Source organism: Winogradskyella bathintestinalis, assembly GCF_030407435.1.
Lineage (GTDB): Bacteria > Bacteroidota > Bacteroidia > Flavobacteriales > Flavobacteriaceae > Winogradskyella > Winogradskyella bathintestinalis.
The window spans coordinates 128,164-150,362 of sequence record NZ_JASDDK010000003.1; the positions used below are offsets into that span (position 1 = coordinate 128,164).

At 33.2% G+C, this 22,199-nt stretch carries 15 protein-coding genes; 12 read left to right on the forward strand and 3 right to left on the reverse strand.

Going from position 1 to position 22,199, the window contains the following annotated elements:
• Window positions 1-182: 182 nt before the first annotated feature.
• The 5 genes from QMA06_RS10100 (at window position 183) to QMA06_RS10120 (ending at window position 6,333) form a co-directional block, all read left to right on the forward strand.
• Entirely contained in the window at window positions 183-1,643 is a 1,461-nt protein-coding gene (locus QMA06_RS10100) for a hypothetical protein (protein ID WP_290206729.1), read from the forward strand.
• A gap of 435 nt (window positions 1,644-2,078) precedes the next feature.
• Window positions 2,079-3,134, forward strand: coding sequence for a hypothetical protein (locus QMA06_RS10105; protein WP_290206730.1), 1,056 nt, complete (start codon window positions 2,079-2,081; stop codon window positions 3,132-3,134).
• 219 nt (window positions 3,135-3,353) lie between these two features.
• Window positions 3,354-4,148: a hypothetical protein gene (locus tag QMA06_RS10110; RefSeq protein ID WP_290206731.1), complete on the forward strand. Its 795-nt coding sequence runs from the start codon at window positions 3,354-3,356 to the stop codon at window positions 4,146-4,148.
• A 33-nt stretch (window positions 4,149-4,181) separates the two neighbouring features.
• On the forward strand, window positions 4,182-4,799 hold the full coding sequence (locus tag QMA06_RS10115; RefSeq protein ID WP_290206732.1) for a hypothetical protein: 618 nt from the start codon (window positions 4,182-4,184) through the stop codon (window positions 4,797-4,799).
• Window positions 4,800-5,571: 772 nt separating this feature from the next.
• The gene (locus QMA06_RS10120; protein ID WP_290206733.1) at window positions 5,572-6,333 is read left to right on the forward strand and encodes an NYN domain-containing protein; all 762 of its coding nucleotides are present in this window, start codon (window positions 5,572-5,574) and stop codon (window positions 6,331-6,333) included.
• Window positions 6,334-6,687: 354 nt separating this feature from the next.
• On the opposite strand, the gene QMA06_RS10125 is transcribed toward QMA06_RS10120, so the two are convergent.
• Together QMA06_RS10125 and QMA06_RS10130 are read right to left on the reverse strand one after the other, a co-directional pair.
• Window positions 6,688-8,037, reverse strand: coding sequence for a DEAD/DEAH box helicase (locus QMA06_RS10125; RefSeq protein ID WP_290206734.1), 1,350 nt, complete (start codon window positions 8,035-8,037; stop codon window positions 6,688-6,690).
• 42 nt (window positions 8,038-8,079) lie between these two features.
• On the reverse strand, window positions 8,080-8,970 hold the full coding sequence (locus QMA06_RS10130; RefSeq protein ID WP_290206735.1) for an aldose 1-epimerase family protein: 891 nt from the start codon (window positions 8,968-8,970) through the stop codon (window positions 8,080-8,082).
• Window positions 8,971-9,141: 171 nt separating this feature from the next.
• On the opposite strand from QMA06_RS10130, the gene QMA06_RS10135 reads away from it, so the two are divergent.
• Complete coding sequence (locus QMA06_RS10135) at window positions 9,142-10,446, forward strand: anthranilate synthase component I family protein (RefSeq protein WP_290206736.1); 1,305 nt, start codon at window positions 9,142-9,144, stop codon at window positions 10,444-10,446.
• A 113-nt stretch (window positions 10,447-10,559) separates the two neighbouring features.
• Here the strand turns inward: QMA06_RS10135 and QMA06_RS10140 are convergent, their stop codons facing one another.
• Window positions 10,560-11,249 carry a hypothetical protein gene (locus QMA06_RS10140; protein ID WP_290206737.1) on the reverse strand — a complete coding sequence of 230 codons (690 nt, stop codon included), beginning with the start codon at window positions 11,247-11,249 and terminating at the stop codon, window positions 10,560-10,562.
• 209 nt (window positions 11,250-11,458) lie between these two features.
• Here QMA06_RS10140 and tilS point away from each other — a divergent pair, with 209 nt between their 5' ends.
• The 6 genes from tilS (at window position 11,459) to QMA06_RS10170 (ending at window position 21,621) form a co-directional block, all read left to right on the forward strand.
• Window positions 11,459-12,778 (forward strand): tRNA lysidine(34) synthetase TilS, encoded by a 1,320-nt coding sequence (gene tilS, locus QMA06_RS10145; RefSeq protein ID WP_290206738.1) that lies wholly within the window; start codon window positions 11,459-11,461, stop codon window positions 12,776-12,778.
• Window positions 12,779-12,852: 74 nt separating this feature from the next.
• A complete protein-coding gene (gene ade, locus QMA06_RS10150) occupies window positions 12,853-14,475 on the forward strand; it encodes an adenine deaminase (protein ID WP_290206739.1) in 1,623 nt (540 codons plus the stop codon).
• Window positions 14,476-14,752: 277 nt separating this feature from the next.
• Window positions 14,753-16,588 carry a CocE/NonD family hydrolase gene (locus QMA06_RS10155; RefSeq protein ID WP_407704310.1) on the forward strand — a complete coding sequence of 612 codons (1,836 nt, stop codon included), beginning with the start codon at window positions 14,753-14,755 and terminating at the stop codon, window positions 16,586-16,588.
• A 199-nt stretch (window positions 16,589-16,787) separates the two neighbouring features.
• On the forward strand, window positions 16,788-17,747 hold the full coding sequence (locus QMA06_RS10160) for a YheT family hydrolase (protein ID WP_290206741.1): 960 nt from the start codon (window positions 16,788-16,790) through the stop codon (window positions 17,745-17,747).
• A gap of 181 nt (window positions 17,748-17,928) precedes the next feature.
• Entirely contained in the window at window positions 17,929-18,792 is an 864-nt protein-coding gene (locus QMA06_RS10165; RefSeq protein ID WP_290206742.1) for a hypothetical protein, read from the forward strand.
• 21 nt (window positions 18,793-18,813) lie between these two features.
• The gene (locus QMA06_RS10170; RefSeq protein WP_290206743.1) at window positions 18,814-21,621 is read left to right on the forward strand and encodes a T9SS type A sorting domain-containing protein; all 2,808 of its coding nucleotides are present in this window, start codon (window positions 18,814-18,816) and stop codon (window positions 21,619-21,621) included.
• The last annotated feature ends 578 nt before the right edge of the window (window positions 21,622-22,199 follow it).

A 22,199-nucleotide genomic window follows, 5' to 3' on the forward strand; every position in this document is an offset into this window, starting at 1 on the left:
CCTGCTATTATATATTATTAAAATGGTGGATTACTTATAAAAACAAAATATAACCAAATATGGTCTTTTTAAGGCCGTTTTGAATGAGTGTCAGATTAGTACTCAGAAAAATAAAAACAATCATCTTCGAGATGAAACTATTCATTTATCCCAAATATACATTAAACTCACACCTCTAAATTATGAAACATTTTAAAACATTACTATTTAGTTTTTTACTTACCGTTACTGGATTATCCACTGCACAAGTAGGCATTGGCACGGATGAACCAAATGCATCATCGCTTTTGGACTTACAATCTAACAATAAGGGGTTGTTAGCGCCACGTATGACAACCTTAGAACGCGAAGCAATTGCTAGTCCCGCAGAAAGTCTATTAGTTTTTGACACGAATTTAAAGGCGTTTTATTTTTATAATTCTACAACTAGCTCTTGGGTAGAATTAGCGAATAACAACTCCGTTAAAAGAAATAATTACAAACTCATAAAATCTGCAGACGATTTGGCTCCAGAATTAACTGCAGGTGGAGGCTCTAGTTATCAACTAGAAGAAAACACCTATTATGAAATCAACGGAACGATAACATTATCATCGCCTATTGATTTAAATAACGCCTACATTTCTGGCTTAGATGCTAATGAAGATGTGCTTTTAGCAACAGGAGTTGTTTTTAAAGGTAGTACTGGTGGTGGTATCAGAAATGTAACACTAAAAGGAACTAAAGCTTTTGAAATTACCGGTCCAGGGTTAGCCACTTCTTCATCGCTTATTGTACAGAATATAATTATCGATGGTATGTCCTCAAGTGTAGGAAGCATTTCAGGACTAGGATTAGTTTTTGGTAATATTATTCAGTTTATAAATAATACAAATGGAATTACTTATTCTGAAATTGGCAATTTATTATTGAATAACCAAGCATGGTTAAGTAGCAACAACGGAACTTTTGAAACCTTTTCGGGTAACTTTGGGCTAATAGAAAAAGTGAGTGGTTTTAGTACAGTAGATGGCTCTGATGTCGCTATGGACGTTAGTGATGCTAGTCTTAACGTTGGTACTGGTATCTTGCAGGGAACTGTTTTTTCAGGGACAACTACGGCGCCTTCAGAATATATTAATGGTTATGCTACAGGATCTTATCTAGATTATAACTTTAATAGTGACTGGTCTGTTAGTGCACCTGGAATTCCTAGAGAAAATGACGATGCTAGTTCAGGTAACTTGTATTATGACGAGTCTAGTCCAGCTCCTATTGTTGATATCACTAATGCTACCCCTTTCAAACTACCTGTGAATACAGAAGCGATAAGACTTTTTAGAATGGCAGAAGGTACGGGTGTTAATAGTGAAAACCGTATTATATATAAAGGTGAAACAAGACGCGCCTTAAATATTTATGCAACAACTTCGTTTACTGCTACCGCCGGAACCCGTTTGGCCTTCTCTATTTATAAAAACGGTACTAAAGTGACCGGAACAGAAGCCATAGTAGATGTGATAGAAACTAATTCTAGACAATCGGTTTCAATTATCGGAACTGTTAATGTTGTTCAGAATGATTATATCGAAATATATGCTAGAAAAACCTCTCCAGATAATGAACAATTTTTAGTTACTTCTTATAATTTAATTGTGAACTAAATTCTTTTCTAAATCTAATTTCTAAAGCCTTCGGTAATTGATATCGAAGGCTTTATTTTTTACAATAAATAATCGGTTAAGATTGTTCAGAGCTCATCATTTCTGAAAATCCTTGGTTCCGACGCTGTCGGAATTTTGGGGTTCCTTATATAGTTGCTATTATTTACTAGTCTTCTTTATTTTCATAAAAAAACTATAGTGAACTTACCGAAAAATTACACTTTATAGTAGATTTTAACACTTCATCTGATTTTCTTACAGCCGTTTTGAAAAATGGTTTAACTTAAGTTCAATTCCCTGAGTGTTATGTCCTTAGTAACACAGAACTACATAGTTCGTTGTTGATACACGATAGTTTTACAGTATCCAAAAAATTGGATGTTGGTAGCTATAGTGTTTATTGTTAATAAGAACTACTAATCAACCCACTAAGTTATGCCTTTAAAAATTTCTACTTGGAATATAGAACATGCTAAAGCATTAATCGTTGATCAGCCAACTGACTCTGTGGTGGATAGAATCCGTAGGGTAGAAGAAACTATACGACATATTAATCCAGATATTCTCTTAATAGTTGAAGGTCCAAAAGGTGAAGCGGATATCCTGAAGTTTTGTGATCTTATCCTCAATAACCAATGGCTTCCTGTACTGCTTAAAGGAGGCCATGACCACGTTGGTGATTGTGATCGCGCTTATGGTAATCATATGGGAGGTACGCAGTGGTTATGGTATTTGGTAAAACCGGAAATTGCTGATAGGTGCCGTTTACAGGAAGCTTCGGTATGGCAAGCTTTTATCGGTGCCGATCGCTGGCGTGTGAATTATTGGGGTAAGATTGAGCCGGATAATTATAAGCATTACCGGCACCCGCAAGTGCTCATTTACCAATGTGATAATGGTCAAGAGATTGAGTGCATTGGTGTGCATCTCAAATCTAAAATAAATTTAAACCGTATTACCAGAGATAACAATGGTAATCTTACTGGTAAATATATTGAAACCGCATTAAAAGCTAGAGTTAAACTAGCGACCCAAGCCCGCAATATTAGACATTATATAAACGCTAAATTTAATCAATTGGAAGCTCCCGGAATTATAATATTAGGCGATTGTAATGATGGGCCTGGACAAGATTTTTTTGAAACCCAATACCTCTTTTTTGATCTTATTCAAAACTTGCAAGGTGATGTTATGCTGGCTGAACAGTACTTTAATCATGCGTTGTTTGATTATTCTGCTGAGTTGAGGTGGACGGCAAAATATAGAGATCCTATACTTGGTTTATCTGCCAAGAATAACCCATTACTTTTAGACCATATATTAATGAGCCAACCGCTTTGTGATGGTAGTTTTCCATTGAAGGTAAATGCTAAAGCGGGGAAGGTGGAACATGAGATTTTTGAACGTGCCAATGCTGGTTCTAATGGCCATACATGTACTAGTGATCATAGGCCTGTGTCTGTGGTTTTGTCGGAGACTATAGTTGTATAGTTAGTCCAATACCTGGCTTCAAGTTATTTTTTTTCAAATAATTGTAACTCAGAGCAAATAACTTAAATATGCACAAGAATTTCGGAAATTTATAAAAAACAAGGATGAGCAATGACTAACCACATCAACCGAATTAACCTATTAGGATGAATCCACTTTATTAGGTGAATTTTGGCGATATTATTAATATTTACTACTAACTAAATAACCAACCAGATTATGAGAACTAAATACGTCTTTTTAATTTTTCTTCATGTTTTTGCCGTTACTATTACAGCACAAAATTTCAAAGTAGGTGATTTAATTAAACTAAATAATACTGTGCCTGTTAATGACGCAGTGGTTTCTATATATTCCGATGATTCAAATTCTGAAAAAACAGTAAATCATCTTGAATCTGGAATCATATTTAGAATTTTAGAACTATCGAATACAGAGGTAAAACTCATAGCATTATCTTTTAAAACTAAAACTGAAAAACAAAAAGAAAAATTACTTGCTAGTAGGTCGAGCGAAAAACTTAAAAGTGATTATTACAATAATAAAGTCTATACCATCTCTCTAAAAGACTTTAATGCCTTTGCTCAATCCTTTCAATTTGATGATAGAATTAGTGTAGGTTTGATAACGCTACCATTTAGAGCAAGACCACAAGATGACTTCTCATTTGACATAGAATTTAATCTTAGTACTACTGTTAATATCAGAATCTTCGATGTATTTGGTTCATCCCTAAATGCACAATTAGGTGCAGGTATAAGTAGTGTGGGTTTAAACTCAGAAAACGCTTTGGGTATTACAGGAGGTGAATCTCAGGATGTTGCTACGTTGACAATGTTTAGTGGCTTAATGCTTCAATACAAAAAAGTGCAAATAGGCCTATATGCTGGAGTCGATCAAATAAATAATCAATCTAATTATCAATGGAAAAGTAATGGCAACCTTTGGTTTGGTTTAGGAGTAGGTTTTAATATTTTCACTATATCTATTTCAGACCCTAAAAACAAACAATAAGTATAAATCGAAAATATATTAAATAAATAAAATATGAACTATTATAGTAAATTACTAGTTTTTGTTTTGGTAATTCAAAGTTGCGCCATAACAAAAGGATCTGAAAATACAAATGTTGTTGAAGCAGTTAAAATGCAGCAAGCAGTGCTTGACGATGATTTGTTTTATAAAATTATTAAAGAAATGGATTACGAGAATAGTATTGACTGGAGCAATGGTAGATTAGACTATGTCAACCCAGAAGAACTCTCAAATTATAGCAATAATGGGAGTTGGTTAATAGATCAATACAAAACAGTTGGGGTTTATAATATAGACGAGGTATTTTTATGGAGTAAATGGAATCCATTTTCAAGTACAACCGCTGTGACTAATAAATGCATTAAATCTACAAAACTTAATAAACACAACCTAGATAGAACGAAGTATTCGATTCTCAATACATTAATACATGAGAGGGTGCACTCCTTTTGTGTAATTCATCCTAGTCAACAGAGTAAGGGGCAAGAATGCGATCCGTCATACATTGTTGGTGACCTTGCTCAGATGCTAGCATTATATCGTGACGGAAAAGATTTAAGTGCCTTCGAAAACGAGTTATGTGACGGACTAAGATCAAAACTTTTAAAGTATAATATTTTAACTAAATAAATATAAAAAGCTTGTTTTTGTAATTGCTTGTCACAAGCCTATTTACAGTTGATATATTGAAATTATACAAATTATTGTGTTAATGTAAGCGTATTTAAAATCACTGATCAAGTTGAACTGATTCAATTAAAATGTATTATTCATTTTCTTTTCCACAAAATCCGCGTATTATTTGCAGTTACAATCACCTAATTTAAGCCAAAATGAATTGCGTGTTAATTAAACATTAAGTCTTTGGTTTTAAGTAAGTTTTAAGGGTTTTACAACATCTAATTAGCGTTTTAAATCGTATCTTTATGGTAAGAAAATTGCTTTAAATTATGAAACGTTTACAACACTTAACCAACCAGCTGCGAAAATTTACATTTAGAAGATTTCAAAAGGCTCAGAATATTAAACAAACAAGTCCGCAAATATTCATTAGCAAATCGTTTTCTAAAGATGAAGATTCGTTTATGTTTATATAAATGAGTTGTTTTAAAATTAAAATTTGGCGTGTCTAATTTCACTATCCCATTTTTTACTTTTGAAACAGTAATTAATACGTCAGCTATTTACATCTTATATCTAAGGGAAGCTCATTAGATTCAATAAGAAATGTAAAGCCAGAGACGGCTCGAAAACCTAAAGATGGTTTAATTTCAAAATAAGCTAAAAAAATTAGTTAGAAGATAGAGCGCAGAAAGGATACCGATAAAACCACTCTAATTTGGGTGGTTTTTTAATAGAAAGCTATTACCTTTATTTTTTATTAATAGGACGTTTAAATTTTATGGACATAAAACTTGCTGTACTTATAGATGGAGACAATATTCCATCGGCCTTTGTTAAAGAAATGATGGAAGAAATTGCCAAATACGGCAACCCCACCATTAAACGTATTTACGGGGATTGGACGAAGCCGCATTTATCGAAATGGAAAAATATGCTATTAGAGAATGCTATAACACCCATTCAGCAATATGGTTATACTACTGGTAAAAATGCTACCGATTCTGCCATGATAATAGATGCTATGGATATCTTGTATTCAGAAAAGGTAGATGGGTTTTGTTTGGTGTCTAGCGATAGTGATTTTACACGTTTGGCTACCCGTTTGCGTGAAGCTGGCATGGCTGTTTATGGGATTGGTGAGAAGAAAACACCTAATCCATTTATTGTGGCTTGTGATAAATTTATTTATATCGAGATTTTGAAACAACAATCGACCGAGAATGAATTAGAGTCCACGGAAAAAACGATCGCGACTAAAAATCAATACGATAACATTACCGATAAGGATATTAAATTAATCTCTTCGACTATAGATGATGTTGCGGATGATGATGGTTGGGCTTTTTTGGGCGATGTTGGAAGTTTACTGCAAAAGAAACAACCTAATTTTGATTCCAGAAATTATGGATTTCAAAAACTAACACCTTTAATTAATTCTATTCCTACTTTCGAAATAGAAAGACGCGAAGATTCAAAGGGGCATAGGAAACTGATTTATGTGAAGCTAAAAGAGGAATCGCCTAAAGGGAAAAAGCGGTAGTCTAGAACTTTAGTGTCAACTTTTTGTTTATGTTTTAAAGATACGCTCCGTTATGCTTTCTGCTATTCCAATATTATAAATTTAGAAGCTGATGATATTCAAAACGTAGTAGAAAATGCGAATGCCGATTTTTCAGAATGCTAAAAAATAAAGTTACGAGAGCATTTAGGAAATCGCCCAAAATACGTGGTTTTAGCTAAGTAGTAATTCGTGTTTAAATTTCACCATAGTTAATAAATTATTCTGAATTATGTTGAATTACACAACGAAAACCATTAAAACAATTTATAACAAAGCAGACAGTATATTTGTAAAAAATTTTTAAACCCTTAATTTTTATCGCGGGACTTAAAATTATTTTTTGTTGCGGCGATTGTAATTTTTATCTCCTCTAGTCTTTGGTTTTTTATACTTTTTAGCTATTTCTCGTCGGTAAGAACCGCCTAAGTTTTCTTTAGAATTCTTTTCTGATTTTTCATGAAACGCAGGTCCGGGAGCATCCTCATCTCGTCGTTTAGTCGGATTATTTCGCTCTCTAATCTGTGGCCGTTCTTCTTCAATTAATTCGGTCGAAATTTCCACATGTTCTGGAATTGCTAAGGTAGTAATCGACATTTGCATTAAATGCTCAATGCGTTCTAACCCTTCTTGTTCTTTCTCAGTAGATAATAAAATAGAATGACCTTCTTGCTCTGCACGACCAGTTCTACCAATTCTGTGCATATAGTTTTCAGGGTAGTCTGGTGTATCAAAATTAATAACATGGGAAACACCTTCAATATCCAAACCTCTCGCCATAACATCGGTGGCAACCAACAATCGGTTTTCACCTTCTCTAAATTGTTCTATACTTCGTAATCTGTAATTTTGTGTTTTATTAGAGTGAATTACGCAAGATTCATTAGGAAATAACGCTTCAAGTTTGTCGAATAAACGGTCTGCCATTTTCTTATAAGCGACAAAAATCAACACTTTTGAAAACACATCTTTATCGTGAAGCAAATGTTCTAATAAATTGACTTTAGTGTAAAAATTTGGCACATTGTAACGTTCTTGCTTAATGTTTTCCAAAGGAGTACCAGATACTGCAATGGAAATTTTTGTAGGATTGGTGAAGAAATCAGTGATTAAATCATCCACATCCTTAGTCATGGTGGCGGAATACATAATGTTTTGGCGACGTTGAGGAAGAATATCGAAAATATTCATCAATTGGTGTCTAAAACCTAAATCGAGCATTACATCTACTTCATCAATGACTAATTTCTGAATGGATTTGAGTTGTAATACTCTGCTCACAGCCAAATCATACAAACGTCCAGGTGTTGCTACAATAATATCTTGGCCTTGAGCTACCGCTTGTTTTTGCGTGTTTATGTTGGTACCACCATAAACGCCTAACACACGATTGTTAATGTATTTCGAAAATTTTTCAATTTCACTGACTACTTGTACCACCAATTCTCGCGTTGGTACCAACACCAAAACCCTTGGATTATCTTGTTTTGAGAATTTAAGATTTCGCAGAATAGGCAACATATACGCAAGTGTTTTACCAGTACCTGTCTGTGCAATACCAACGACGTCTTTTCCCGAAGCCACTACACTAAATGATTCTTCTTGGATCGGTGTAGGAGTTGTAAACCCTAAATCGTCTAAGGCGTTGTATAAAGGTGTATTTAAATTAAGATCTTGAAAAGTCACGTTGTATAGTTTTGCTGCAAAGCTACTATTTTATTAAACAACTTAAGATAAAAGGCTGTTTTCTATTTCAATACTATAACTAGCCTCAAATGTAGCACCAGCGTCTAGACTTAAAATTCCTTCCTTATTTTCTATTTTTTGATCTGTAGTTTCATTATCAGCTATACCAAGCCAAGGTTCAATACAAACATAAGGAGCGTTCGGTTTTGCCCAAATACCTAATTGTTTAAAATCTTTAAATTTCAAGGCTAAAATTTTGCCTTTCGTTTTATGTTTCAAACTCACTATTCTTGAGTTTAAATCTTTAAAAATTAAAGCATCCTCGTTAAATAAATCGGGTTGTAAATTAATTTTATTCCCTTCTTTAAATATTAGTTTTGTTTGATTGGTTATCAAACCAGAAATCCTATTTAATAAGTAGGAAGTGGTGTCTTCACTGTGTTCAAATTCCAAATAATAATCGGTATATAGTTCATCATTCGAAATAGGACAATTAAATGCAGGGTGACCTCCTAAAGAGAAGTAAAGTGTTTTATCATCGGCATTTGTAACCGTATGATTAATCGTTAGCTGGTTGTTTAAAAGTGTATAGGTAATTTCAAACGAGAATAAAAATGGATAAATTTTATAGAGCGCATCATTTGAAACTAGCGAAAACGTAATGCTCGTTTCGGTACGATTCTTTATTGTGAAGTCATCATTATGTCTTACAAAACCATGCTTCGGCATTTGGTAAAACTTGTTATTGTAAGTGTACGTATCATTTTTTAAACTCCCAATAATAGGGAACAAATTCGGAGCATGACTTGCCCATATCTTTGGGTTTGCCTGCCAGATGAATTCAGTGTTATGTTTTACTGAAGTCATGTTGCATAATTCTGCTCCTTTATTTTTTATATTAATTTGTAAGAGGGTGTTTCTTAAACTATGCATTGGTTTATTTTTATTGAAATATACATTCTTATTATATATTCTGCAAAATGTAGGTTTAAGTTGTTTCCGCAGTTAACTTGTAAATATTTTAATTTTATAGGCAATAAGGTTTTAAAAATCCTAATAGGTATCTTACTTAAAGTTCAGTAAATTGCAGCAATTATTTTTCTATTGAGAACTACACAAATTCATCAGCCTAATGACATCAAAAACTTTAAGCAAAACATTCTGCTTTGGAGCCAGCAATTTGATGAGGTGGTTTGGTTAGATTCTAACAACCATAAAGATCAATATTCTAATTATGATGCCGTTTTGGCTGTGGAGGCTTTCACCGTTTTACGTACCGATTTTTTTGATGCTTTCGAAAGACTAAAAGAATACCAAAACACAACAAACGATTGGATTTTTGGTTTTCTGACCTACGATTTAAAAAATACAACAGAAAAATTAAAATCCGAAAATAACGATGGATTAGATTTTCCTGAACTCTATTTTTTTCAACCTAAAAAGTTATTTTTAATAAAGAATAACCTAGTAGAGATTCAGTATCTCAACATGGTAGACGATGAGATTGAAACGGATTTGGACGCCATTAATTCTTCACACGACTATCTTACTAAAAATAGTTTAAATGCGGACGAAAACAACATTAAAATCAAACTCCGAATTCAAAAAAATGAGTATTTCGACAAGGTTACAAAGATGTTAGCACATATTCATAGAGGAGATATTTATGAAGCCAATTTTTGTCAAGAATTTTTTGCAGAAAATAGTGAAATCAATCCACTGGAAACTTTTAAAAAGCTCAATACTATTTCTAAACCACCGTTTGCCAGTTATTTGAAATTTGAAGATAAATATTTAATGTCTGCATCACCAGAACGCTATATTAAAAAGAGTGGGACTACAGTAATTTCTCAACCTATAAAAGGCACCGCAAAACGGTCTGATAATAAAAAAGAAGATTTAAAATTAGCAGAAGATTTAGCAAAAGACCCAAAAGAGCGCAGTGAAAATATTATGATTGTAGATTTGGTGCGTAACGATTTATCACATACGGCTACTAAGGGGAGCGTAGAAGTTAAAGAATTATGTAAGGTTTATTCTTTTCTGCAGGTGCATCAAATGATATCAACCCTGCAATCTGAAGTGCCATTAAAAACCAATCCACTAGACATCATAAAAACAACGTTTCCTATGGGGAGCATGACTGGGGCTCCCAAAATTTCAGCAATGAAAATTATTGAAGTTTTAGAAGAAACAAAACGTGGGTTATATGCGGGTTCTGTAGGATATTTTATGCCAAATGGCGATTTCGACTTTAATGTTATTATTAGAAGTATTCTTTATAACGCATCAAAAAAATATGTTTCTTATTCCGTAGGAAGCGCAATTACAGCCCAAAGTGATCCTTTAAAGGAATATGAAGAATGTTTGATTAAGGCTAAAGCTATGCGTGAGGTTCTGGAAAATTAATGTCAAAAGTTGTTACAAATGAAACTTCCTAGGTTGATTTCCGTATTATTTAGCCTAATATTCCATCAACCATCAACCATCAACCATCAACCATCAACCAACAACCAACAATCTTAATCAATATGTCGTCTAAAGGTTCGCTTAACCTTATCGAAGATAGACTCCACTCGTTTTTGTTCAATTTTTTTAATTTTTGAAATAGACTCAAAATCGAGTTTACCAAAAATGTATAAATCCATTATATTAGAGATATTAAAAGGCAACCAATTATAAAGTTGACCAAAAACTTGGGAAGATTGTTTGGTCGATAAATCTTTGACCTCAAAAGCTTTTAAAATTGAAGATTCTTTATTGGCATACAATTGCAACGGATCTTCTTGATCTTGGTGGTAAGAGATGTCGGTAAGTTCTGTATTAAGTATATAATCAAAATCAGCGTCTACCGTAAAATTCTCGCTTAATTTAGAAAGTTCTTTTTTAAGAATGTCGTCTGTGCTAATGGTGTTTTTATGGTAAGCTTCATTTTTAAATAGCACATTCATATAACGATCTACAATTCTGAATAGTTCCAATTTCACAGCCATTGGTTCAGCATCTACATTAAATCCTTTATCGTACAGTATAATAATGCTTTCGTCAATAATTCCATTCGAAGAAAACATGTTTTTGGGTAAAATTCCAGTGGTCTCAGCGATGTATATTCTATGTTTTACGTAAGGATGTAAATGCGGTAAGGCAGAAAGTACCTTTTTGTCAAAGGAGGTTCGTGCAGATTTCGATGTTAACTCTTCAAGTACACTCATGGCTCAAAAATTTTAAATTCCATTAAAGTTAATTAAAAAGAAAATATGTTGTTATGATATAGGTCATTTTAACTTTAGAAGTGTCGTAATTTTTTTAATAAAGTGTAACTCCAACTACGTTCATGCCTCTAGTAATATACTATCAACAATCATCATCTTTTATACCTTAACATTATAACACCAATAAATAATTTCAATACCTTTGAGAAGTGCAAGACGTCTTTAAAAATCATATTTATAAAAACCTTTCATTTCTAAACGAAAGTCAATTTATTATTGCCATTTCTGGCGGAATTGATAGCGTTGTATTAGCTCATCTATGCCATTCACTAAAACTCAAGTTTTCCCTTGCGCATTGTAATTTTAATTTGCGAGAAGAAGAAAGTAATAAGGATGAAGAATTTGTTATACAGTTAGCGGAACTATTAGACGTTGAGGTTTTTATTCAGAATTTCGATACCGAAGTTTATGCTAAACAATATAAACGGTCTATTCAAATGGCTGCGCGCGAATTACGTTATCAATGGTTTAAGGAGTTGGCAGCACAATTAAAATTCGATTATATCTTAACGGCACATCATGCGGACGATAACCTTGAAACTTTTCTAATTAATTTTACAAGAGGTACTGGACTCAATGGTTTAACAGGAATTCCGATGATTAATGGCAATGTGGTTAGACCTTTATTGCCATTTTCAAGAGCACAAATTGAAGCTTATGCTACACAAAAAAATATTTATTGGCGCGAGGATGCCAGTAATGCATCTACAAAATATCTCAGAAATAAGTTACGGCATGAGGTTGTTCCGATTTTAAAAAGCATCAATCCTCAGCTGCTAGAAAGTTTTCAAAATACATTAACTAATCTCAATGATACTGCAGAAATCGTCAACGAAAGTCTAAATGCTTTTGAAAAAAAGGCTATCGTGAAACGAGATGACAGTGGAATTACTTATAACATTTCAGAATTTGAAAACGTAAATAATCCAAAGGCTTATTTATTTGAATGTTTTAGTAAATACGGCTTTACGGAATGGAATGATATTGTAGACTTACTTAATGCGCAATCAGGAAAATTGGTGAAATCGAATACACATCGACTCATAAAACATCGTGAACATTTGATTTTAGCAGAGTTAAATTCTACACCTAAAATGGATGTTACATTGAGTGCAATAGATGTACAAAACGGAGCCGTTGAGACACCATTAGGCATATTATTTTTTAATGAGGCCGATGCCATTACAGAAACCTCTAAAAATACTATTTACATTGACCAAAGTAAATTAAAATTTCCGCTAGAATTACATATTTGGATAGAAGGCGATAATTTTCAGCCTATCGGTATGACGGGAAAAAAGAAAGTTAGTAAATATTTAAAAGACGAAAAATCATCTTTAATTGATAAAGAAAACACGTGGGTTTTAAAATCAGATAATAAAATAATTTGGCTAGTCGGCAAACGTGCAGACGAGCGTTTTAAAGTTACAGAGAGAACGAAAACAATTCTTAGGATTACAGTAGGATGATACGTGAAAATTCACTTAAAAAATCATGTTTAGGATTTGCGTAGATTTGTGTAATTCGTATAAATAAATATAATTTGAAACTAAAAGGAAACATTGTAGACATCGAAAACCGTAAAATTTTTAAAGGTGAAATTACCATTGAAAACGGAAAAATAAAAAACATAGAAGAGAAAGACTGTAAAGAAAATCATTATATCTTACCTGGTTTTGTAGATGCACATATTCATATTGAAAGTTCTATGTTAGTGCCTAGTGAATTCGCTAAAATAGCGGTAAAGCATGGAACCGTTTCTACAGTTTCCGATCCCCACGAAATAGCGAATGTTCTTGGAGTTAAAGGTGTAGAATTCATGATTGAAAATGGTAAACAAACTCCGTTTAAATTCAATTTTGGAGCACCAAGTTGCGTACCAGCAACTAAATTTGAATCCGCAGGAGCTGTTATTGATTCCGACGCGATTAAAAATTTAATGGAAAACGCAGATATTAAATATTTGGCGGAAATGATGAATTATCCTGGAGTTATTTATGATGATGACGAAGTGCTCAAAAAAATAGGGTGGGCAAAACATTATAATAAACCTGTCGATGGGCACGCACCAGGATTGCGTGGAGACGATTTAACCAAATATATTTCAGCCGGTATTTCTACAGATCACGAATGTTTTACTTATGACGAAGGATTGGAGAAACTTAAAAAAGGCATGAAAGTCATTATCAGAGAAGGTAGTGCAGCAAAAAATTTTGAAGCCTTAATTGGTTTACTTGACGAACATTTTGAAAATATGATGTTCTGTAGTGATGATAAACATCCTGATGATTTATTGCTCAGTCACATTAATCAATTGTGCGCAAGAGCAGTAGAAAAAGGGATCGATATATTTAAGGTATTACAAGCGGCTTGTGTGAACCCTGTTAACCACTATAAATTAGATGTTGGTTTATTGAATGTTGGAGATGACGCAGATTGCATAATAGTTGAAGATTTAAAAAACTTTAAAACACTTCAAACCTATATTAATGGTGAATTGGTTTACGATAAGGGGATTTCAAAAATAAAACATGTAGACTTTGATAATTTAAATAATTTTAAAACAGATAAGAAAGAAATTTCAGATTTCAGATTAAATTCTAAATCTAAAAAAATTCGTGTCATAGAATGTGTTGATGGCGAATTGGTGACTAATGAATTAATAGAGAATGCAACGTTTAAAAATGGAAATTTAGTTTCAAATACCAAAACCGATGTTCTAAAAATGGCAGTGGTCAATCGTTATGAAAACCAAAAACCAGCCATTGCATTCATCAAAAATTTCGGATTAAAAGAAGGCGCTATTGCAAGTTCTGTAGGGCATGATTCTCATAATATTATTGCGGTTGGTGTCTCTGACAAAACCATTTGCGACGCGGTAAACCTTCTTATAGAAAATGAAGGTGGCATTTGTGCCATATCTGAAACAGACCACAAAGTTGTTGCGCTTCCGGTCGCTGGTATAATGAGTGATCAAAATGCTGAAACCATAGGAAAACAATATTCAGAATTAGATAAAATGGCGAAGCAAATGGGCAGTAAGCTTAATGCACCTTATATGAGTTTGTCGTTTATGGCTTTACTAGTTATTCCTGCATTAAAACTCAGTGACAAAGGTTTGTTTGATGGTGGAAAATTTCAATTTACTACAGTTGAAGTCGAATAAATTTTAATCTCAGTCTAGCTATTTCTTATTAGAGCGATAAATTGATAATATGATTTAGTTTATTAGGTTACATTTAATTTATCGTTTTGAAATTGGCTTGCCAGACCTGTATTTTTTTCTTTAAGAATTTCCTGCAAATTAAAACCACAACCTATAAATACAAATTAGTTATCTTTACGTTTTCCAGAAAATGAAACAAAAAATGACATTCCACAAAGCAGCACTCTATTTTGTAATTCTTATTATATTTTCAAATTGCAGTCCAACAGAAAAATCTATGAATAAAGGTTTTAAAACTGTTGAAACATCCGCTAATGTTGAGATTGAAAACGTTTATAATCCAGAAGATCATTACACCAAAAAAGAAGTAATGATCACCATGCGAGACGGTATTAAATTGCATACCACAATTTATTCGCCAAAGGATACCACTAAAGATTATCCGATATTAATGAAACGTACACCATACAGCTGTAGACCTTATGGTGAAGATGCCTTTAGTAGCCGTTTAGGACCTAACAAATATTTGATGGAGGAGGGTAATATTATGGTATATCAAGATGTGCGTGGACGCTGGAATAGTGAAGGCGTTTATGATAATATGCGAGCTTATATTCCTAATAAAACAGGCAATCAGATTGATGAAGCCAGTGACACGTATGATTCCATCGAATGGTTGGTAAATAATGTAGAAAATAACAATGGTAAAGTAGGAACTTACGGAATTTCATACCCTGGTTTCTATGCTACTTATTCTTTGTTAGATTCACATCCGGCGCTTAAAGCTGTGTCACCTCAAGCTTGTATTGGCGATTTCTTTTTTGATGATTTTATTCATAATGGAGCATTTTTATTAAGCTATTGGAGAGCGACTTCTGTGTTTGGTTATATGAAAGATCAACCGACAAAAGAAGCGTGGTATAATTTTCCTGATATTGGGACTGAAGATCAGCATCAGTTCTTTTTAGATCATATGCCTTTAAGTAAATTGAATGCGTTTTACGATAGTACTAATGTGTTCATGGAACAAATAAAAACACATGTCACTTATGATGATTTTTGGAAATCGAGGGGCATAATTCAACATTTAAAAGATATTAAACCAGCCACTATGATTGTCGGTGGTCTGTTTGATGCTGAAGATTTGTACGGTCCATTTAACACTTATAAAAGTATCGAAGAGAATAGTAATAACTACAATACCGTAGTTTTCGGACCTTGGAGTCATGGTGATTGGGCGAGAACTAGTGAACGCCAGGTGGTTGGGAATATTCATTTTGGAGATGAATTATCTGATGATTTTCAAAAAAATGTGGAAACTAAATTCTTTAATCATTTTCTAAAAGGCGAAGCCAGCGGAGAAACCGGTTTACCAGAAGCTCAAATGTTTAATACGGGAACAAAACAATGGCAATCGTTTAACACATGGCCACCAGAAAACACCACTAAGCATAATTATTATCTGCAACAAGAAGAGCTCTTAACCCGCTCACTCAATAATGTACAACAATCCTCAGATTTTGTGAGTGACCCTAAAAAACCTGTACCATATACAGAAGATATAAAAGTTGGCTTTACACCCCGTAAATTTATGACAGATGATCAGCGTTTTGCATCACGACGCCCAGATGTTTTAACTTTTGAAACCGAGATATTAGAAAATGACGTGACGCTTGCAGGAGACATTATGGCAAAGCTAAAAGTCTCTACAACAGGAACAGCAGCCGATTGGATTGTTAAGGTGATAGATGTATTTCCTGCAGACACAAAAAATACAGATGACGTTCAAGACCATTTAAAGCTAAGTAATTATCACATGATGGTGCGAAGTGAAGTTTTGCGCGGCCGTTTTAGAAATAGTTTGTCTAAACCAGAACCTTTTGTGCCGAACGAAATAACGGATGTCATTTTAAAATTACAAGATGTATTTCACACCTTTAAAAAAGGGCATAAGATTCAAGTGCAAATACAGAGTACTTTTTTCCCATATATCGATGCGAATCCACAAACCTATGTTGACAATATTTTTGAAGCGACGGAAGCCGATTTTCAGAAGCAAACACATAAAGTTTATAATGATTCCTCTATAGAGTTTCAAATATTAAGCAATTAAATTATAAAAGTTTTTGGTTTGAGCACTACAGTGTGGACTACCAGAAAACTACATAAGAAGACTCAACGTTGTGCAGAGCGTTATTACCTTATAGACATATCGTTTTACAATAATGAAAAATGGTATTAACATAATACTGAGACTGCGAAATTCTATTTTTATTTTTGCCAACTGAAGACTGAAAACTGCTGACTGAACCATGCCAATATTACAACCCACTTACAAACCACCATTTTGGGCAAAGAAGAGTTTTGTATCCACTGTATTTTCTGGATTAGCTCGAAAAGTTAAAGGAATTACCCAAACTCGAGAACGCATAACATTACCAGATACCGACTTTTTAGATCTAGATTGGAGCTATGCACAACAAAGGTCGAATAAAGTAATAATTCTTCTGCATGGATTAGAGGGTAATGCGCAACGACCTTATATTACAGGAACGGCAAAACTATTTAATGATAATGGAATTGATGCATGCGCAGTGAATTTTAGAGGTTGTAGTGGGGAGCCTAATTTATTATTTCGAAGTTATCATTCTGGTGCCACCGAAGATTTGGATGCTGTAATAAAACATATATTAACGAAAGCGAAATATACAGAAATCTACATTAAAGGGATCAGTCTTGGAGCCAATATGGCCCTAAAATATGTTGGTGAAGACCGAGATATTCCAAAAGAAATTAAAGCCGTTATCGCTATTTCCACTCCATGTGATTTAAAAGGATCTTGTGACGAATTATTAAGTTGGAAGAATAGACATTACGCTATTCGGTTTTTAGGACATTTAAAACAAAAATTACAACCTAAATTAATTCAATTTCCTAAAAACTTATCGATTACAGATTTTAATAGCATTAAAACGTTAAAAGATTTTGATGATAATTATACCGCAAAGGCACATGGTTTCGAAGATGCCTTAGACTATTATAAAAAGGCGAGCTGTTTACAGTTTCTACCGAATATAAAGTTACCCTGTTTAATGATCAACGCACTTAATGATTCATTTTTATCCGCGAAATGTTATCCTGTAAAGGAAGCCAAACAGAATTCTTATCTTTTCTTAGAAATGCCAAAATTTGGAGGTCATGTGGGTTTCATTGATAAAGGAAACGTGTATTATAACGAGCGGCGTGCTTTGGAATTCGTAATAGAAAATTAAATTTGTGGAGATGAGTTTATTCAATGTTATATCTTATAATTGTTTTGACATCTATCCTTTTAGGCTAAATTAGATCTAGTTAATAATTAAATAATATAGGTAACATTATGATGTAGTTATTGTAATTATCAAATAACACTGACGTAATATTTTAAAGGTTTTAATTTCATTTTTTTGTTAAATGAAACTGAAACCCTTTTTTATAATCCAGATTTGTGCTTTTCTAATTTTTATAGCAAGAGCCTACCAATTTTATTTTTTCGGAGCACCTTTTAGAGCAATTCTATGGGATGAAAGCTTAATGAGCCCTATAGTCGAGAATGTTTTTAACACATCTTGGTTTGATTATGCAACAAGTTCTAAAACTGATACAGGTATAGGTATACTTACCTTATTTTTTAGCATCATATTATTTGTATCAGCATTTGTCAGTCTTTTTTGGAAACAGATTCCTTATGTAAAATTTAAAAAAAGCATTATTGGATTTAGCTTATTCATCTTATTTGTACTTGGTATTTGCATGGTGAAAGATAAAAACTATGATTTTTTACAATTTTTTGAGCTTACTATACAATTTGCAGCGCCTTTAGTGCTCTTTTTTACTAAAGATTTTGAAACACTTAATAAGCAAAAACTTATTTTTTGGTTAAAAGTATCAATCGCAATGACGTTTATTCCGCATGGCCTTTTTGCTATGGGTCTAATTTATGTACCAGGTCATTTTATAGATATGACCATTAAAATATTGGGAGTAACAGAAACCCAATCTAGACAATTATTATTTGTCGTAGGATTTCTAGATATACTAGCAGCAGCTTTTTTATTCATTCCTAAATTAGTAAAGTCTGCTTTTATTTATATTATCATTTGGGGAATCTTAACGGCATTTGCCCGAATAGTTGCTGGTTTTAATTCTGATTTCTTCCTTAATTCAATTCATCACTTTTTCTACCTAACAGTTTATAGATTACCTCATGGTTTACTGCCCTTAGCTACTTTAATGTTATACGGCATTTATGATAAAACACTTAAAACAAAATACTAATACTAAAAACAAATCCTTATTATGAAATTAAAATTACCCTTAATGTTTCTAATTTTGTTAGGCTTATTTCGCTTAGGTTATGCAAATAATGACAAGTACAGACTGATTCTTGTAGATAATCCGGCAACAACAATTACTGTAGCTTGGAATCAAATTTCTGGTTCTAATGCTTCTGTTTATTATGATACCATAGATCATGGTACTGATTTTAGTGCATATGCTTTTAATAAAACGGTAGACAGAGAAACGTCGGCAAAAGGAATGACCAATCAGTTTGCTAGATTATCAGCTTTATTGCCAAATACAATATATTACTTTTTAATCCATGATAGCGAAGGTATAAGTCAACCATTTTGGTTTAAAACAGCACCAGATGATGATAGTCGATTATTTTTTATCGCAGGTGGCGATTCTAGAAATAACAGACTTCCAAGACAAAATGCCAATCAATTGGTGAGTAAATTAAAGCCACATGCCGTCTTTTTTGGTGGTGATATGACGGACTCTGATAGCAACACAGAATGGCAAGATTGGTTTGAAGATTGGCAATTAACTACAGCAGCTGATGGAAGAATGTTTCCAATTGTACCAGCTAGAGGTAATCATGAAAACATATCTTCAATATATGATTTATTTGATACGCCAAACCAAGATTCTTATTACGCAATAACGTGGGGGAATAATCTGATTAGAACGTACACGCTAAATTCTGAAATTTCAGTTCTTGGTGATCAATTGACTTGGTTAGAGGATGATTTAAACATGTCTTCTAATTTAACATGGAAAATGGCACAATATCATAAACCCATGCGCCCACATACGTCAGGGAAATCAGAAGGAAATGCACAATATGGAGCATGGGCACAATTATTTTACGACCAACAAGTAAGATTGGTTGTAGATTGTGATTCGCACATGGCTAAAACCACATGGCCAATTAAACCGTCTTCAGATCCAGGAAATGATGAAGGTTTTGTTATTGAGGAGCAAGGCGGAACGGTTTACACAGGAGAAGGCTGTTGGGGAGCTCCATTAAGAAATAATGATGATGATAAAATTTGGACAAGAAATTCTGGTTCTTTCAATCAGTTTAAATTGGTTTTTGTAGATACTGAAAAAATCGAATTAAGAACTATAGATGTAAATAACGCAGATGAGGTAGCCGAAGGAAGTAATACAGATCCTTTTGCCTTGCCGGAAGCCTTAAATATCTTTTCACCAGAAACAGGAAGTGTGGTTACCATTTCTAATGCTAATATACCTGACAATCCTTGTATTGTTGTAGGTACTACCTGCAATGATGAAGATGATTCAACATTATATGATGAAACGGATGGTTTTTGTAATTGTGAAGGTGTACCTGATTTGCAATTAGTAGAAGAAACTATTGCAGTACAAAACAGTAGTGATGATGCTGAAGAAGAAATTGGAACCGGTTTAGTACATACAACAAGTACCAATTTAGAATTGATCCATGATGATGCCGATCAGTTAGTGGGTATTCGATTTGAGAATGTTCAAATTCCTCAAGGTGCGACATTATATAGGTCTTATATTCAGTTTCAAACTGAAGAAACAAGTGCTGAAGAAGATGAAACTAATATAATTATTAACGGAGAATTATCATTAACTAGTGAAGCTTTTACTTCTAATAATAATGATATTTCAATAAGACCATTAACGGTTAGTAATGTAAATTGGAACGATGTTGCACCATGGGAGACAGTAGGAGAAGCTGGCGTTAATCAACGTACACCTTACTTGAATAATGTAGTAGATGAACTTATTTCTCAATCAGGTTGGGAAATCGGCAATACAATGACATTTATCTTGTCGGGTTCAGGATTAAGAAGAGCAGAATCTTTCGATGGTTCAGCAGCACCAGAATTAAAATTATTCTATCAATTGCCATGTAATCCAGTAGGAACAGCTTGTGATGATGGCGATTTAAATACGGTTTTAGATTTTGAAGATGGTAATTGTAACTGTATCGGAGTAGAAGAATCAGGTACATTGAATTACCAAATAAATCATAATGATGATGATGCCGAAGAAGCAGAGTTAGGAGGATTAGTATTTACAAATAGTTCTGATTTAGAATTAGCTGATGATGCCTATGAGGACCAACTTGGTCAAACTATTGCGTATAGCCAAACTATTGGTATGCGATTCAATGGAGTCACTTTACCAAAAGGTGCCGTAATTTTAGATGCTGCCATTCAATTTACAACAGATGAGTCTAATACAGTTGAAACTAACTTAGTTATTAAAGGAGAGAAAGTTATTAATAGTTTGCGTTTTACAACAGATGCTTACAATATTACAACAAGAGAAAAAACAGATGCCACCGTTCCTTGGAATAGTGTACCGGCTTGGGAAGTTGTTGGTGAAGCAGGAGACAATCAGAGTACACCGAATTTAGCAACTATTGTTCAAGAAATTGTAGATCAACCAGATTGGCTACCGTATGGTTCTATGTCCTTTTTTATATCAGGTTCTGGTGTAAGAACAGCAGAAGCGTTTAATGGTGACTCTGAAGCAGCACCTCAATTAGTCATTGAATATTCACTTTCTAATTTATCTGTAAAGAATGAAAACATAGAAAATGCTATTACATTATATCCGAACCCCGTTACTAATATATTAAATATTGAATCGAATGGTGTTATTGATCAAATAACTATTTATGATATAAATGGTAGACGTATTAATAGCCTTAAAAAAAATAAATATTCAACAATTAATGTTGACGGTTTATCAAATGGGGTTTACTTTTTAGAAATTCAATCTGGTATTAATAAAACAATTAAAAGGTTCGTTAAAAGCTAGATATTATATTGTATTATAACTATGAAGCCTTTCAATATATATTGAAAGGCTTTTTCGTTCATGTTAAAAGTATCCTATAAAATAAATCACACCTTATTTTATAAACTTCTCTTGCAGTTGCGCCAGTTGGTGGTACTGAACAATTAATTTCTTTTTGGCACTCAACAAGCTTACAGTTAGTGTATTGGTACTCTAGAAACCATACCTCCGTAGTATCTTTAAGATTTTTGATTCAATATAGAGAACTCTTTTATATATACGATTTTGTTCTAGCGGTGATTCTTTATCAACATAACAGTTTAATAATTAGAAACTAAAATCGAGTACAACTGCTAGTGTTTATGTTGGATGTTCTTTTCATAGTTAAATTAAATTGGGAAAACTACCCAGAAGATTATTCTACATTTAAACAAATAGAATTCTTTAAAATGTATTAAAATATTTAATGAATCACACGTTTAATAGTTGTCTTGTTGTAGATTTTTTATAATTAATGTTAAAAAAAAAGTATTTTTAAAGCTGTTTTTCGATTCTTAAGTCCACTATATATTCTAATTGAATAGTTTAACTTCCAACAG

Bases quoted from the DNA above. Each gene is read 5' to 3' on its own strand.
- QMA06_RS10100 (WP_290206729.1), top strand. From the start codon at position 183: ATGAAACATTTTAAAACATTACTATTTAGTTTTTTACTTACCGTTACT.
- QMA06_RS10105 (WP_290206730.1), top strand. From the start codon at position 2,079: ATGCCTTTAAAAATTTCTACTTGGAATATAGAACATGCTAAAGCATTA.
- QMA06_RS10110 (WP_290206731.1), top strand. From the start codon at position 3,354: ATGAGAACTAAATACGTCTTTTTAATTTTTCTTCATGTTTTTGCCGTT.
- QMA06_RS10115 (WP_290206732.1), top strand. From the start codon at position 4,182: ATGAACTATTATAGTAAATTACTAGTTTTTGTTTTGGTAATTCAAAGT.
- QMA06_RS10120 (WP_290206733.1), top strand. From the start codon at position 5,572: ATGGACATAAAACTTGCTGTACTTATAGATGGAGACAATATTCCATCG.
- QMA06_RS10130 (WP_290206735.1), bottom strand. From the start codon at position 8,970: ATGCATAGTTTAAGAAACACCCTCTTACAAATTAATATAAAAAATAAA.
- QMA06_RS10140 (WP_290206737.1), bottom strand. From the start codon at position 11,249: ATGAGTGTACTTGAAGAGTTAACATCGAAATCTGCACGAACCTCCTTT.
- QMA06_RS10155 (WP_407704310.1), top strand. From the start codon at position 14,753: ATGAATAAAGGTTTTAAAACTGTTGAAACATCCGCTAATGTTGAGATT.
- QMA06_RS10160 (WP_290206741.1), top strand. From the start codon at position 16,788: ATGCCAATATTACAACCCACTTACAAACCACCATTTTGGGCAAAGAAG.
- QMA06_RS10165 (WP_290206742.1), top strand. From the start codon at position 17,929: ATGAAACTGAAACCCTTTTTTATAATCCAGATTTGTGCTTTTCTAATT.
- QMA06_RS10170 (WP_290206743.1), top strand. From the start codon at position 18,814: ATGAAATTAAAATTACCCTTAATGTTTCTAATTTTGTTAGGCTTATTT.